Here is a 13,355-nt window from a genome sequence, read left to right on the forward strand (position 1 = left end):
ATGCCCGCCTCCCGCGAATCATGGCCCTTCTATCTATCACGCTGTTTCCGCTTCAGGAATCCCCAACCATCGAGTCAATCACGCGGAAACCGTATGAGGCGCCAGAAGGCCGGCGAGCGGCGACGACCATGTCGCCGTCCTAGAGCTTGCGAAGCGCCACTTCCTCGATCCGGTGGCTCGCCCCTTTGGTGAGCTGAAGGTCGGCGCGGGGCCGGGTCGGCAGGATGTTCTCGTGCAGGTTGACGAGGTTGATCCGCATCCAGATCGAGCGCGCCGTCGCTTCCGCCTCCTCGTCGTCGAGATCGGCGTATTGGCGAAAGTAGCTGCGCGGGTCGCGGAAAGCCGTGTCGCGCAGCCTCATGAACCGATCGATGTACCATTGCTCGAGAAGCGCGTCGTCGGCATGGAGGAAGATGGAGAAATCGAAGAAGTCGGAAACGAACGGAATTTCCTTGCCGTCGCGCACGAGGCGGTTCGGCGCGAGCACGTTGATGCCCTCGACGACCAGAATGTCGGGCCGGTCGACGAGAATCGTTTCCCCCGGAACGATGTCGTAGGTGAGATGCGAGTAGACCGGCGCGGCGACGTTGTGCTGACCGGCCTTCACCCCGGACAGGAAGCGGATCAGCGCGCTGCCGTCGTAGCTTTCCGGGAAGCCCTTGCGGTCCATGATGCCCTGGCGAATCAACTCGGCGTTCGGCTGGAGGAAGCCGTCGGTGGTGACGAGGTCCACCTTGGGCGTATTCGGCCAGCGGGTCAGCAGCGCCTGCAGGACGCGGGCGGTGGTCGACTTGCCGGCGGCGACCGACCCGGCGATGCCGATGATGTAGGGCACCTTTCCGTCGGTCGCGCCGAGAAACCGCTGCGTCGCCTTGAACAGGCCCTGCGTCGCCGCGACGTAGAGCGCGAGCAGGCGCGAGAGCGGCAGGTAGATGGCCACGACCTCGTCGAGCGAGATCGGATCGTGGGTCGACTGGAGTTTTCGCAGGTCGTCGATGGTGAGGGTCAGCTGGGTGTCGGCGCGCAACTGCGCCCACTCCTCGCGGGTGAAGCGCCGGTAAGGGGATTCGACCTTCGCGCGACTGACGATCTGATCCATGCTTTCCACCCCTTGGTCGGCCTTCCGATTCCGGATCAGGCCTTGCGTGCCGCCTTTTCCTCGTGGCCGCTTTGCCGCGTCCGGCTCTCGAGCTCCCGGACGACGGAATCGAAGGCGACGCCGCGCGAGCGCAGCAGCACCAGGAGATGATAGAGTACGTCGGCCGCCTCCGCGCGGACGGAGTCTTCGCCGCCCGCCGCGCCGGCGATCGTCAATTCGATCGCCTCCTCGCCGAACTTCCGGGCGCAGTGGGTCGGTCCCTTCTCCAAGAGACTTCGCGTGTAGGATTTTTCGGCCGACGCGTCGGCGCGACGGTCGACAATCTCGGCGAGGTCGTCAAGGGTGAACATGACTTCGGCCTACCCCGAATTCGCGGCGGCGGATAGCAGGAACAAAGGAGGGAGGTCAAAACTCGGCACGGAACCGCGTCACTATGACACGCTTCGCCAACGCGGCGACGTCGCCGGATTGAACACGACACGGGGGGCCGGCGGCCAGCGGAGGCGTCCTCGCGTCGTCGACCCGCCCCGTGCGAGGCCTTCCCAGGGCGCGATCGCTGCGTCCTTCGCAACGAGCGGAACCGTCATTCCCCGCTCGCTGCGAAAACCGAGGATCGCCTGGGGCTTCACGCAGACCGCGCCACAGGGAAGGCGCCCGGCCGCGCCGGCGCCGGCGCTCACGAGCGGTAGCCGACGACGGCCTTCAGCTCGAGAAAGTCGTCGATGCCGAACTCGGCGTATTCGCGTCCGTTGCCCGACTGCTTGAAGCCGCCGAAGGGGGCATGGATATCCCAGGCCGGATAGTTGACGTTGACCGTGCCGGCGCGGAGCCGGGACGCGACGGCGCGGGCATGCTCCAGATTGCTCGACGACACATAGGCGGCGAGACCGTAGGGGGTGTCGTTGGCGATGCGAACCGCCTCGTCCTCGTCGCCGTAGCCGAGGATCGACAGCACGGGGCCGAATATCTCCTCGCGCGCGATCGTCATGTCCGGAGTGACGTCGCCGAACACCGTGGGCCTGACGTAGTAGCCGCGATTGAGGCCGGCCGGACGGCCGGGACCGCCGGCCCCGAGACGCGCGCCCTCGCGGACGCCGGCCTCGATCAGCCGCTGGATTTTTTCGAACTGGACCGCGCTCACCACAGGGCCGAGATCGACGTTGGCTCCGCGCGGATCGCCGACCACGAGGCCTTCCGCGACCGCGGCGGCGATTTCGAGCGCCTCGTCGCGCCGTCCGTCGGGCACGAGCATCCGGGTCGGCGCGTCGCAGGACTGGCCGCTGTTGGCGAAGCAGGCCTTCGTTCCCTCGGCGACGGCGGACGCGAAGTCTGCGTCGGGCAGGATGATGTTCGGCGACTTCCCTCCCAGCTCCTGCGCGACCCGCTTGACGGTATCCGCCGCCGCCTTGGCGACGAGGATTCCAGCGCGAGTCGAGCCGGTGAACGAGACCATGTCGACGCCCGGATGGGACGCCATGACCTGACCGACGTCCGGCCCCGTCCCGTTCAGGAGGTTGAAGACCCCGGGCGGCGCGCCGGCCGCCTCGACGATCTCGGCGAAGACGACGCCGCTGATCGGCGCGATCTCGCTCGGCTTGAGAACGACCGCGCAGCCTGCGGCGAGCGCCGGGGCGACCTTGCAGACGATCTGGTTCAAGGGCCAGTTCCACGGCGTGATCAACGCCGCGACCCCGATCGGCTCCTTGACGATCAGGCTCGTTCCCTTGACGCGGCTGAACTCGTAAGCCTCGAGCGCCGCGATGGTTGCCTCGAGATGGACCCGCCCCGCCCACACCTGCGCGTCGCGCGCGAACGACAGGGGCGCTCCCATCTCGCGCGACACCACCTCGGCGAGGTCGTCGGCGCGCCGGTTGTAGGCGTCGAGGATGCGCCGGAGCAGCGTGATCCGCTCCTCCCGAGACGATTTCGAGAAGGTCTCGAAGGCCGCGCGCGCGGCGGCGACCGCGCGGTCGACGTCGGCGGCGGCGCCGATGGCGATGCGGGTGTACGTCTGTTCGGTCGAGGGATCGACGACGTCGAGCGTCGCCGCCCTGACCGGCTCGACCCAATGGCCGCCGATATGGAAATATGCGTGATGGTCCATCGCGTGGGCGTCCTCTCCCGATCGACGATGAAACTCTATCCCCGAAGCCCGGGGGATGCGCAACCGGAGTCGCGGCAATGCGCCGCACCGTTTGCTAGCGAGAGGCTCGCAAACGCGCCCGACTTTTTGATACAAGGCAACGAGAACAAAAGGGTTCCGCATGACCGCAACGACTGACGCTCCGGTCGCCGCCGCTCTCGACGTCGAAAGACTCATCGCCCGCTATGACGGCCGTGTGCCGCGCTACACGAGCTATCCGACGGCGCCCCATTTCACGCCGGCCGTGGGTCCGAGCGTGTACGCGCGCTGGCTCAAGGACTTGCCGGAGGAGACACCGCTCTCGATCTACCTGCACGTGCCGTTCTGCGACCGGCTGTGCCTCTACTGCGGCTGCAACACCTCGGTCGTCCGGCTGGAATCCTCCCACCGGCACTACGCGGACATGCTGCTCAGCGAGATTGACGCGGTCGCGGACCTGATCGGACGGCGGGCCGCGGTCTCGCACGTCCACTGGGGCGGCGGCACGGCCACGTCCCTTCCCGGCGACTGCCTGGTCGCGGTCATGGACCGGCTGAAGCGCCGCTTCGCCTTCCGGGACGACGCGGAGATCGCGATCGAACTCGACCCGACCTCGCTTCCCGACGACCGCCGGGACGCGCTGGGCCCGATGGGGGTGACCCGCATCAGCCTCGGCGTGCAGGATCTCGAACCGGCAGTGCAGCGCGCCATCGGCCGCATGCAGTCCTATGAGGAGACGGAGGCCTGCGCCGAAACCGCACGCTCGCTCGGCGTCGGCTCGCTCAACCTCGATCTCATCTACGGCCTGCCGTTGCAGACCGAGGCGGGGGTCGCGGAGACCGCCCGCCGCGCGCTCGACCTCAAGGCGGACCGCGTCGCCGTGTTCGGCTACGCCCACGTCCCCTGGATGAAGAAGCACCAGGCGCTGATCCCCGACGAGCAATTGCCGGGGCCGGCGGAGCGCTACGCGCAGCTGAACGCGATCCACCGCGTCCTGGTCGAGGAAGGCGGTTATGTGGCGATCGGCCTCGACCATTACGCGCTGCCGAGCGACGAGATGGCGAAATCGGCCGCGGCGCGGCGGCTCAAGCGGTCCTTCCAGGGCTACACCACCGACGCGGCGCCGGCGCTGATCGGCTTCGGCGCGAGCTCCATCGGCTCCTTGCCGCAGGGCTACGTGCAGAACGCGCCGACCGCGGCGGCCTACATCAAGGAGATCGAGGCAGGGCGGCTCGCGACCGTGCGCGGCGTGGCGGTGAACCCGGACGACCGGCTGCGGCGCGACCTGATTGAGCGGGTGATGTGCGATCTGGAAGTCGACGTCGAGGCGGTCGCTGCCGAGCATGGCGCCGATCCGGCGCCCCTGACGCAGGTCGCGGCGGAGGGCCTAGAGAAATTCATCGAGGACGGCCTCGCGTCGTGGGACGGGCGGCGGATCGTGGTCAGCGAGAGTGGGCGCCCGTTCGTGCGCTCAGTCGCGGCCCTGTTCGACGTCTATCTCGCCCAGACGACTGACAAGCCGCGCCACTCGCGAGCGGTGTGACAAGACGACCCCCCGCCCTCCGATTGGCAGGGGCGGGCCTCAATCAATCGTCGGCGTCGGCCTTGGTCGGGCGCGCCACGGCGCGGATGATCGCCCATGGTCCGGCGACTGTGACGGCGAGCCCCACGATCATGACCCATAGCATCCACGGGTTGTCGCCGAAGACCTTCCACAGCACGTCCAAGCCGCCCGCTCCTGCATCCGCTGATCGCCGTGTCTACAACGTCACCTTCGCGCGCGCCGCCAGTTCCCCCACGATGCCCCGGCGAAAAGCCAGCACGCAGGCGACGAACACGACGCCCTGGATCACCGTGACCCACTCGCCGAACTGGGCGAGATAGTTCTGCATCGACACGACAATGACCGCCCCGACCACGGGTCCATAAAATGTGCCCATGCCGCCGACCAGCGTCATCAGCACCACCTCTCCCGACATGGCGAAGGCGACGTCGGTCAGCGAGGCGTTCTGCGCCACGATCGCCTTGGTCGCCCCAGCGAGGCCAGCGAAGGCGGCCGAGAGGGTGAAGGCTGCGAGCTTATAGAGCGTCGCGCGGTAACCGAGCGAGATCACCCGCGGCTCGTTTTCGCGAATGGCTTTCAGTATTTCGCCGAACGGCGAGTTGACGATGCGCTGGATCGCGAGAAAGCCGAACAGGAATACGATCGCCACGAAGACGTAGAGGATCCAGGGGTTCGACAGGCTGAAGAGGCCTAGCGCAAGACCCTGCGGCACCCCCTGGATGCCGTCCTCGCCGTGAGTGAACGGCGCTTCGACGCAGAAGAAATAGACCATCTGCGAGAAGGCCACCGTGATCATCGCGAAATAGATGCCGCTCGAGCGGATCGCGAGCGCGCCGACGATCAGCCCGAGCGCGGCTGAAGCGACCGTGCCGACGAGGATCGCCGACACCGGTTCGAGCCCCCACACCTTTGCGGCGTGGGCGCAGACGTAGCTCGCGAGTCCCAGAAACATCGCGTGGCCGAGCGACAGCAGGTTGACGTAGCCGATCAGGAGGTTGAACGCGCAGGCGAACAGAGCGAAGCACAGGGCCTGCATGACGAAGAACGGATAGGCGACGAACGGCGCGATCGCGACGAGCAGCGCCATGACAGCGAAGGCGATCAGATTCGCCTTGCGGTTGCGCCCGGTCGAGTCTGTGGCGGCGGAAGCGTCGACGGTCGCGGTCACTCACGCCCTCCCGAACAGGCCAGCCGGCCGGACCAGCAGGACGATCGCCATAATGACGAAGACGACGGTGTTCGAAGCCTCCGGATAAAACACTTTCGTCAGGCCCTCGACCACCCCGAGCACGAAGCCGGTGACGATCGAGCCGAGAATCGACCCCATGCCGCCGATCACCACCACGGCGAACACGACGGCGATGATGTCGGCGCCCATGCCCGGGCGGACCTGGGCGATCGGCGCCGCGAGCACGCCGGCGAAGGCCGCCAGCGCCACACCGAAGCCGTAGGTCAGCGTCACCATGCGCGGCACGTTGACGCCGAAGGCGCGCACCATGGTCGGGTTTTCGGTCGCGGCGCGCAGGTAGGCGCCGAGCTTCGTCTTTTCGATCACGAGCCACGTGCCCAAGCAGACCACGACAGAGGCGACGATCACCCAGCCGCGATAGACCGGCAGGAACATGAAGCCGAGATTCCAGGCGCCGGCGAGCTGTTTCGGGATGGAATAGGGCATGCCGGAAGCGCCGAAATAGTTCTGGAACAGGCCCTGGAAGACAAGCGCCAGGCCGAAGGTGAGCAGGAGGCTGTAGAGCGGATCGAAGCCGGCGAGCCGCTTAAGAAACAGCCGCTCGACCACGGCCCCGATCGCGCCGATGATCAGCGGCGACAGGATCAGCGCGAACCAGTAGTCGAGGCCAGTCAGCGTCAGCAGGAAATAGGCGGCGAACGCGCCCATCATGTAGAAGGCGCCGTGGGCGAAATTGACGATCTGCAGCATGCCGAAGATGACGGCAAGGCCCAGGCTGAGCAGCGCATAGAACGAGCCGTTGATCAGCCCGATCAGCAACTGTCCGTAGAGTGCGGGCATACTGATGGCGTGGCCGAAGAGCGTCATGGGCGCGCCCTTCCCCGGCCGCGTTTCACGGCCGGGAGACAGGCTCTTCCCGGCCCGGCCCATCGAAGAGCGGGCGTCTTTCGAAGCCCTTCGCGCGCGCGGGGCGGGACGAGGGCGAGCGGTTCTGCGATCCCGGTCATCACACCCCCAGCGTCTCGTGCAGAAAACCCATGCGTCCTTCGAGTTCGACGCTCGCGAAGGCGTCGACGATCCTGCCGTGCTCCATGACGAAGAAGCGGTCGGCGAGTGTCGAGGCGAAGCGAAAATTCTGCTCGACGAGCAGGATCGTGAAGCCCTCGCGCTTGAGTTCGGCGATCGTGCGGCCAATCTGCTGGATGATGACCGGGGCGAGCCCCTCGGTGGGCTCATCGAGCATCAGGAAGCGCGCGCCGGTGCGCAGGATGCGCGCGATCGCCAGCATCTGCTGCTCGCCGCCGCTGAGCTTGCCGCCGCCGCTCGATAACCGCTCGCGCAGGTTCGGAAACAGCGCGTAGATGCGATCGACGCTCATCGCCCCCGTCTTGGCCACGGCGGGCGGCAGGAAAAGGTTCTCCTTGACGGTGAGGCTCGCGAAAATTGCGCGCTCCTCCGGACAGAGGGCGACGCCGAGGCGGGCGATCCGCTCGATCGGCAGGTTGATGAGCTCGCGGCCGTTGAAGGCGACCGAACCGCTTCGCTTGCCGACGATGCCCATGATCGCCTTGAGCGTCGTCGTCTTGCCGGCGCCGTTGCGCCCGAGAAGCGTCACGACCTCGCCCTCGCGCACATCGAGATCCACGCCATGCAAAATGTGCGATTCGTTGTACCAGGCCTGAAGGCCCCTGATCTCGAGCGCCAGTCTCGCCGCGCCGTCCCCGGAGCGCTGGAGCGCCGCCTCAGCCATGTCCGGCTCCCATGTAAGCTTCCCGCACCGCATGGTTCTCGGACACCGTGCGATAGTCCCCCTCCGCCAGCACCCGACCGCGGGTGAGCACCGTGATCCGGTGCGACAGGTTGGCGACGACCTGGAGATTGTGCTCGACCATCAATATCGTACGGTTCGCCGACACCCGCAGGATCAGCGCGGCGATACGGTCGATGTCCTCGTGCCCCATGCCCGCCATGGGCTCGTCGAGCAGCATCAGCTCCGGTTCAATGGCGAGCGTCGTGGCGATTTCCAGCGCGCGCTTGCGTCCGTAGGAAATCTCGCCGGCCCTGGAATAAGCGAACGAGGTCAGCCCGACGCTGTCGAGCAGTTCGAGCGCACGCCCGTTCAGAGGATCGAGCGCCGTCTTCGACCGCCAGAAGTCGAACGAATCGCCGCGGGATCGCTGCAGCGCGATCCGGACGTTTTCGAGCGCGGTGAGATGGGGAAAGACCGCCGAAATCTGGAAGGAGCGCACGAGCCCGAGGCGGGCGACGTCGGCGGGCCTGAGGCGCGTAATGTCCCGGCCGTTGAACCGGATCGTCCCGGCGGTCGGGGCGATAAATTTTGTCAGCATGTTGAAGCAGGTCGTCTTGCCGGCCCCATTGGGGCCGATCAGAGCGTGGATTGCGCCGCGCTTGACGCGAATCGACACGTCGCTGACGGCCTGGAAATCGCCAAAGCTCTTGGTGAGACCCTCGGTGACGAGAATGTCGTCTTCGCTCATCCCCGTCGGCCGTTCCCGAGCATGCGATTTCCCCCGTCAGGGCCGCAATCAATCCGGTCGGCGGACTGTTGTAAAGCCCCAAGAAGGTACGGGAGCCGGAACTCGGATTCGATGCGGCGCGGCGGCGAAGGGCCGCGTTCGCAACGGGCCGTAACGCGGCTCGGCGGTCCCGAGAGAGCCCCGAAGGGCGAGCCGGCGCTCGAAGATCGACTCAATACTCCCGCACGCGATCCACCACGTTCTGAAGGCCGTCGCCGCGCTCGAACGCCTCGATCTGCCGCACGACGCCAGCCACGATCGCGCCGGGCTCGGAGATCGCGGCGTTGTGCGGGCTCACGTAGACGCAAGGGTGCGACCAGAGCGGCGATAGCGCCGGCAGCGGTTCGCGCTCGAACACATCGAGCGAGGCGCCCCTGAGGACACCTCGGTCGAGCGCCGCGACAATGTCCGCCTCGACCTGCAGCCCGCCCCGCCCGGCGTTGATGAGCACCGGGCCGCCGAGCGGGCCGCCCTGTTTCAGGCGCCTGATGAGCGCAGCGTTCAGCATCCCGCGCGTGGTCGCCGTCAGTGGCAGGAGCGCGACGAGGATATCCGCTTCGGACAGCATTGTCCTCAGTCCCTCCTCGCCATGGAAGGACCTGACGCCATCCAGCAATTTCGGGGTCGTGCTCCAGCCGGAGACGGAGAAGCCGACCGCGCGCAGCTTCTTAGCCGCGTCCGCTCCGAGCACGCCGAGCCCGAGCACGCCGACCTGAACGTCGCTGGCCTTCGGCTGGGTCTCGTCGTCGCTCCACTGCCGCTCGCGCTGCTGGCGCTCGTAGCGGCGCAGCTGGCGCAGATGGATCAGCGCATGCATGACGACCCATTCGCTCATGCGATCGCGAAGCTCGGGGCCGACCACGCGAACGACTGGGACGTCGGGCAGGCCCGGATCGGCGATCAGGTGATCGACGCCCGCGCCGAGCGAGAAGACGACCCGCAGATTCGGCAGCTCTTTCAGCGCGCCGTCAGGATGCCGCCAGGAGAGGACATAGCGGACGACGGACGGATCGAAGGGCTCGCCCAGCAGGGCGACGGCATGGTCGGGCGCCTGATCCGCGAGCCGCGCGCGCCAAGCCCCGGCGTCCATGTCCGGGGCGGCGAAGAGGATCGACATGGGACGCGTTGCAGATGAATGTCCGCCCCTACTTTCCCGCCTTCACCGAGGCGAGCGCCGCGGCGGTTTCCTCGCCCATCTTCTTGCGCAGGCGATTGTCGGAGAAGTCGACGTTCGCGCGGGCGAGGTCGTCCCTGAGCGCAGCGGCGACGTCGTCGTCGCTCTTGCCGATCTGCGCCCCGACGAAGTCTGCGGCGTATTTTTCCGCGGCCTCGCCGGCGAGACCTTTCATGTCGGCGATCCAGAGCGCGAGCGCCTTGTTGCGCCGGGCGATGGCCTTGAAGCGCAAGGTCTCGTCGTTGGCGAACATCTGCTCGAAGGTGTTCTCGCGGTCCTGGAATGCGTCGGACATTTCGATCTCCCTCGCGCGGGACGACCTCCGCCGTCTGCGCCCCTCCGGCCTCGGCCCGGATAGATACGGCTGTTATGACCGTTTCGCGCGGACGGCGCAATCGGCGGGCGACGCTCGGACCACGGCCCCGGCGGCAGGCCGGATCGGTCCCTCGCATGCAGCCGCCCCGGCCGGCCAGGTATGAACGGCGCAAACCGTTTGAGCCGCGCCGATTTAGCCGTTAGAAGCGGGCGGCCCGCACCCTTCCGGAGCCCCCATGACCGACGCCCTCAACGCGACGCCCCAGCAGAAGTCCGAGATTCTGATGCAGGCGCTGCCCCATATGCTGCGCTACGACGACGCGATGGTGGTGGTGAAATACGGCGGCCACGCCATGGGCGACGAGGACAAGGCGCGCGACTTCGCCAAGGACATGGTGCTGCTCGAGCAGGCCGGCATCAATCCGGTGGTCGTGCACGGCGGCGGTCCGCAGATCGGCTCGATGCTCAAGAAGCTCGGCATCGAATCCCAGTTTTCCGGCGGCCTCAGGGTGACGGACAAGCCGACCATCGAGATCGTGGAAATGGTGCTGGCGGGCTTGATCAACAAGTCGATCGTCGGCTCCATCAACGCCGAGGGCGGGCGGGCGATCGGCCTGTGCGGCAAGGACGGCAACATGGTGGTCGCGCGCAAGGTGCACCGAGCGCACGTCGCGGGCGAGGACGTCGTGGACCTCGGCTTCGTCGGAGAACCGGACAAGGTCGACATGACCGTGCTCGAGCAGATCCTCGGCCGCGAGCTGATCCCGGTCCTCGCGCCGGTCGCGGCGGGCGCCGACGGCCAGACCTACAACGTCAACGCCGACACCTTCGCCGGCGCCATCGCCGGCGCGCTCGGGGCCAAGCGGCTCCTGTTCCTGACCGACGTCCCGGGCGTGCTCGATAAGAACAAGAACCTGATCAAGGAACTCAAGGTGGACGACATCCGCGGCCTGATCGCCGACGGAACGATCACCGGCGGCATGATCCCGAAGGTCGAGACCTGTATTTACGCGCTCGAGCGCGGGGTTGAGGGCGTCGTCATTCTCGACGGCCAGATTCCGCACGCAGTGCTGATCGAGCTCCTGACCGACCAGGGCTCCGGCACTCTGATCACGCGGTGAAGATGGTCGCGGTGACCGCCGGAAGGTGTGAAATCCCCTCATCCGTCGCCCTCGGCGACACGTTCTCCCGCACGCTGGATAAGGGCGGGCATCCCCTCGCCCGCGAAGCGGGAGTGGGTGTCGGCCAGAGGCCGCCGGGTGACGGGAAGCCGGCGCAATCCGATCTCGTCCGGCTGCGAGGCTGAGCGCATGCGCATCCTCGCCATCGACACTTCGTGCGGGGCGGCATCGGCGGCCATCGTCGACTCCGGCCGCCCCGAGCCGCTCGCCGCCATCACGCGCCCGATGAAGCGCGGTCACGCCGAGGCGCTGGCGCCCATCGTCGCCGAGGCCGCGCTGAGTGTCGAAGGCGGCTTCGAAACCCTCGATCGGATTGCGGTCACGATCGGCCCCGGGTCGTTCACCGGCATCCGGGTCGGTCTCGCGCTCGCCCGGGCGATGGCGCTTGCGCTCGGCGTTCCCACGGTCGGCGTCTCGACGCTGGTGGCGTTCGCAGCGCCGTTGCTCAGCGCGCCGCGGCCGGGGGTCATCGCCGCCGCGATCGACGCGCGACACGGGTCGGTCTACTTCCAGTTGTTCGAGGCGTCAGGCAGGCCGCTCGGGCCGCCGCGTTGCGATTCCCTGCGGGAATGTGTGCGCGGCATCGGGGCGGGCCCGGCGCTGCTGGCCGGCGACGCCGTCAATCTGGTCGCCGCCGAGGCCCACCGCGCCGGCCTGCCGTACGACCTCGCGGCGGGGGGCGACGCGCCGGACATCGTCGGAGTCGCGCGGATCGGCCTCGCCCTCGATCCAGCCCAACATCCGCCGCGCCCACTCTACGTCAAGGCGCCCGACGCGCGCCCCAATCCTGCCGAGCCTATCGCCAGGACGTTCGTCTGATGAGCCGATGATCTTCGGCTTCTGGTGGAGACCGTTCCCGATCTTCGGCTTCTGGTGGGGTCCGTCCCCGCCGGTCATCCGGCGCTTGCGGAGCGACAAGGCCGAGGCCTGCGCGGCGCTGCACGCTGAGGGCTTCGCGCACCCGTGGTCGGAAGAGGAGGTCGCGCGACTGATCGCCGACCCCTCGACGATTTCCATGGCCGCGCTCGACCCGATTTACGGGACCGTTCGAGGCTTCGCCATCGTGCGTCTCGCCGCAGACGAATCCGAAGTCCTGACGATCGCCGTCGCCGCATCCTGGCGTGGGTGGGGAATCGGGCGCGCCATCCTCTCGGACGTCCTGAGGCAGGCCGCGGACGCCGGCGCGCGTGCGATGTTCCTCGAGGTCGCGGAGGATAACGCGGCGGCGCTGACGCTCTACCGTCGTCTCGGTTTCGTACAGGTCGGCGAACGTCCGGGCTACTATCGACGCAAGGACGGTTCGCGGGCGCTCGCGCTCGTCATGCGGAGGGGACTGCCGTGACTGCCGCGCCCGCCAGCTCCGCTTCCGGGCGGGTTGCGGTAACGACCTTTGCACGCCTCGCGGGCCTTGGGCTCGGGCTTGCGGTGTTCGTCGTCGCCCTCGGGCCGCCGCGTCGCCTCGCCCAGCGCCTCGGGTGGCGGCTCGGCGAGCGGACGCCGGTCCTCTTCCAGCGGCTCCTGTGCGCCGGCCTGGGGGTCGCCGTGCGTTCCCACGGCGAAGTCTGCGCCTCGGGCGCCCGGCTGATCGTGGCGAACCACGTCTCCTGGCTCGATATCCCCGTCCTGGGCTCCCTCGCGCCGATGAGCTTTCTCGCCAAGAAAGAGGTCGGCGAACATCCGGTTGGCCGGGAACTCGTCGCCATGCAGGGCGTTGTGTACGTCGACCGCGAGCGGCGCCGCTGCATTCCCGAGGTCAACGCACGGATGGTCGAGACGATGCGCGCAGGCTCGCCCGTGGTCCTGTTCGCGGAGGCGACGACCGGCGACGGCAACCGGCTCCTGCGCTTCCGCTCGTCGCATTTCGAGGCCGTCCGCGCCGCGGCCGCGAGCTCGGGCGGCGCGACGATCCAGCCGGTCTACCTCCACTATTCGCGGCTTGCCGGCCTGCCGCTGCCGAGGTTCTTGCGCGCGCGGGTCGCCTGGTACGGCGACACGACGTTCCTGCCGCATTTCGTCCGCTTCGTCCGCGGCGCGGGAGTGACCTGCGACGTCCATTGGGGCGAGTCGATCCGGGTGACGCCGGACATGGACCGCAAGACCGCGGCGCGGCGGACGGAGGCCGCGGTGCGGCGCCTCGCGAGGGAGGCGCGCGCCGGGCGGGCGTGACCGACGGG

15 protein-coding genes are annotated in these 13,355 nt (G+C 67.9%); 5 read left to right on the forward strand and 10 right to left on the reverse strand.

Annotated elements, in window-relative coordinates; translation table 11 throughout:
• Positions 1-139 precede the first annotated feature (139 nt).
• The 3 genes from coaA to DFR50_RS28590 all read right to left on the reverse strand — a co-directional run bounded on the left by coaA (position 140) and on the right by DFR50_RS28590 (position 3,203).
• The gene (gene coaA / locus DFR50_RS28580) at positions 140-1,099 is read right to left on the reverse strand and encodes a type I pantothenate kinase (protein ID WP_113893267.1); all 960 of its coding nucleotides are present in this window, start codon (positions 1,097-1,099) and stop codon (positions 140-142) included.
• Positions 1,100-1,134: 35 nt separating this feature from the next.
• Positions 1,135-1,449, reverse strand: coding sequence for a phosphoribosyl-ATP diphosphatase (locus tag DFR50_RS28585; protein ID WP_113893269.1), 315 nt, complete (start codon positions 1,447-1,449; stop codon positions 1,135-1,137).
• A gap of 326 nt (positions 1,450-1,775) precedes the next feature.
• A complete protein-coding gene (locus DFR50_RS28590) occupies positions 1,776-3,203 on the reverse strand; it encodes an aldehyde dehydrogenase family protein (protein WP_113893271.1) in 1,428 nt (475 codons plus the stop codon).
• Between the two features lie 160 nt (positions 3,204-3,363).
• Between DFR50_RS28590 and hemN the strand changes: the two genes are divergently transcribed.
• Complete coding sequence (gene hemN, locus DFR50_RS28595) at positions 3,364-4,764, forward strand: oxygen-independent coproporphyrinogen III oxidase (protein WP_113893273.1); 1,401 nt, start codon at positions 3,364-3,366, stop codon at positions 4,762-4,764.
• A gap of 43 nt (positions 4,765-4,807) precedes the next feature.
• Here hemN and DFR50_RS32385 read toward each other — a convergent pair whose 3' ends face one another.
• From DFR50_RS32385 to DFR50_RS28625, 7 genes are all read right to left on the reverse strand, one after another.
• Positions 4,808-4,948 (reverse strand): hypothetical protein, encoded by a 141-nt coding sequence (locus DFR50_RS32385; protein ID WP_170153430.1) that lies wholly within the window; start codon positions 4,946-4,948, stop codon positions 4,808-4,810.
• A gap of 33 nt (positions 4,949-4,981) precedes the next feature.
• Positions 4,982-5,953 (reverse strand): branched-chain amino acid ABC transporter permease, encoded by a 972-nt coding sequence (locus tag DFR50_RS28600; protein WP_425376098.1) that lies wholly within the window; start codon positions 5,951-5,953, stop codon positions 4,982-4,984.
• Positions 5,954-6,814 carry a branched-chain amino acid ABC transporter permease gene (locus DFR50_RS28605; RefSeq protein WP_113893356.1) on the reverse strand — a complete coding sequence of 287 codons (861 nt, stop codon included), beginning with the start codon at positions 6,812-6,814 and terminating at the stop codon, positions 5,954-5,956.
• A 166-nt stretch (positions 6,815-6,980) separates the two neighbouring features.
• Positions 6,981-7,724 (reverse strand): ABC transporter ATP-binding protein, encoded by a 744-nt coding sequence (locus DFR50_RS28610; protein ID WP_113893276.1) that lies wholly within the window; start codon positions 7,722-7,724, stop codon positions 6,981-6,983.
• Entirely contained in the window at positions 7,717-8,472 is a 756-nt protein-coding gene (locus DFR50_RS28615) for an ABC transporter ATP-binding protein (protein WP_113893278.1), read from the reverse strand. Before DFR50_RS28615 ends, DFR50_RS28610 begins: the two co-directional genes overlap by 8 nt.
• A gap of 211 nt (positions 8,473-8,683) precedes the next feature.
• Positions 8,684-9,628 carry a 2-hydroxyacid dehydrogenase gene (locus DFR50_RS28620; RefSeq protein WP_113893280.1) on the reverse strand — a complete coding sequence of 315 codons (945 nt, stop codon included), beginning with the start codon at positions 9,626-9,628 and terminating at the stop codon, positions 8,684-8,686.
• Between the two features lie 28 nt (positions 9,629-9,656).
• On the reverse strand, positions 9,657-9,980 hold the full coding sequence (locus DFR50_RS28625) for a DUF1476 domain-containing protein (RefSeq protein ID WP_113893281.1): 324 nt from the start codon (positions 9,978-9,980) through the stop codon (positions 9,657-9,659).
• Between the two features lie 256 nt (positions 9,981-10,236).
• On the opposite strand from DFR50_RS28625, the gene argB reads away from it, so the two are divergent.
• The 4 genes from argB (at position 10,237) to DFR50_RS28645 (ending at position 13,347) form a co-directional block, all read left to right on the forward strand.
• Positions 10,237-11,121, forward strand: coding sequence for an acetylglutamate kinase (gene argB, locus DFR50_RS28630; protein WP_113893284.1), 885 nt, complete (start codon positions 10,237-10,239; stop codon positions 11,119-11,121).
• Positions 11,122-11,310: 189 nt separating this feature from the next.
• The gene (gene tsaB / locus DFR50_RS28635; RefSeq protein ID WP_113893286.1) at positions 11,311-12,000 is read left to right on the forward strand and encodes a tRNA (adenosine(37)-N6)-threonylcarbamoyltransferase complex dimerization subunit type 1 TsaB; all 690 of its coding nucleotides are present in this window, start codon (positions 11,311-11,313) and stop codon (positions 11,998-12,000) included.
• Positions 12,001-12,007: 7 nt separating this feature from the next.
• Positions 12,008-12,523: a ribosomal protein S18-alanine N-acetyltransferase gene (rimI, locus tag DFR50_RS28640; RefSeq protein ID WP_113893288.1), complete on the forward strand. Its 516-nt coding sequence runs from the start codon at positions 12,008-12,010 to the stop codon at positions 12,521-12,523.
• Positions 12,520-13,347, forward strand: a complete 828-nt coding sequence (locus tag DFR50_RS28645) for a lysophospholipid acyltransferase family protein (protein ID WP_113893290.1) — start codon at positions 12,520-12,522, stop codon at positions 13,345-13,347. Before rimI ends, DFR50_RS28645 begins: the two co-directional genes overlap by 4 nt.
• The last annotated feature ends 8 nt before the right edge of the window (positions 13,348-13,355 follow it).

The sequence above is a fragment of the Roseiarcus fermentans genome, assembly GCF_003315135.1.
Taxonomy (GTDB): Bacteria; Pseudomonadota; Alphaproteobacteria; order Rhizobiales; family Beijerinckiaceae; genus Roseiarcus; species Roseiarcus fermentans.

Excerpts from the sequence above, each read along its gene's own strand:
- coaA (WP_113893267.1), bottom strand. The coding sequence starts at position 1,099 with ATGGATCAGATCGTCAGTCGCGCGAAGGTCGAATCCCCTTACCGGCGC.
- DFR50_RS28585 (WP_113893269.1), bottom strand. The coding sequence starts at position 1,449 with ATGTTCACCCTTGACGACCTCGCCGAGATTGTCGACCGTCGCGCCGAC.
- DFR50_RS28590 (WP_113893271.1), bottom strand. The coding sequence starts at position 3,203 with ATGGACCATCACGCATATTTCCATATCGGCGGCCATTGGGTCGAGCCG.
- hemN (WP_113893273.1), top strand. The coding sequence starts at position 3,364 with ATGACCGCAACGACTGACGCTCCGGTCGCCGCCGCTCTCGACGTCGAA.
- DFR50_RS28605 (WP_113893356.1), bottom strand. The coding sequence starts at position 6,814 with ATGCCCGCACTCTACGGACAGTTGCTGATCGGGCTGATCAACGGCTCG.
- DFR50_RS28610 (WP_113893276.1), bottom strand. The coding sequence starts at position 7,724 with ATGGCTGAGGCGGCGCTCCAGCGCTCCGGGGACGGCGCGGCGAGACTG.
- DFR50_RS28615 (WP_113893278.1), bottom strand. The coding sequence starts at position 8,472 with ATGAGCGAAGACGACATTCTCGTCACCGAGGGTCTCACCAAGAGCTTT.
- DFR50_RS28620 (WP_113893280.1), bottom strand. The coding sequence starts at position 9,628 with ATGTCGATCCTCTTCGCCGCCCCGGACATGGACGCCGGGGCTTGGCGC.
- DFR50_RS28625 (WP_113893281.1), bottom strand. The coding sequence starts at position 9,980 with ATGTCCGACGCATTCCAGGACCGCGAGAACACCTTCGAGCAGATGTTC.
- argB (WP_113893284.1), top strand. The coding sequence starts at position 10,237 with ATGACCGACGCCCTCAACGCGACGCCCCAGCAGAAGTCCGAGATTCTG.
- tsaB (WP_113893286.1), top strand. The coding sequence starts at position 11,311 with ATGCGCATCCTCGCCATCGACACTTCGTGCGGGGCGGCATCGGCGGCC.
- rimI (WP_113893288.1), top strand. The coding sequence starts at position 12,008 with ATGATCTTCGGCTTCTGGTGGAGACCGTTCCCGATCTTCGGCTTCTGG.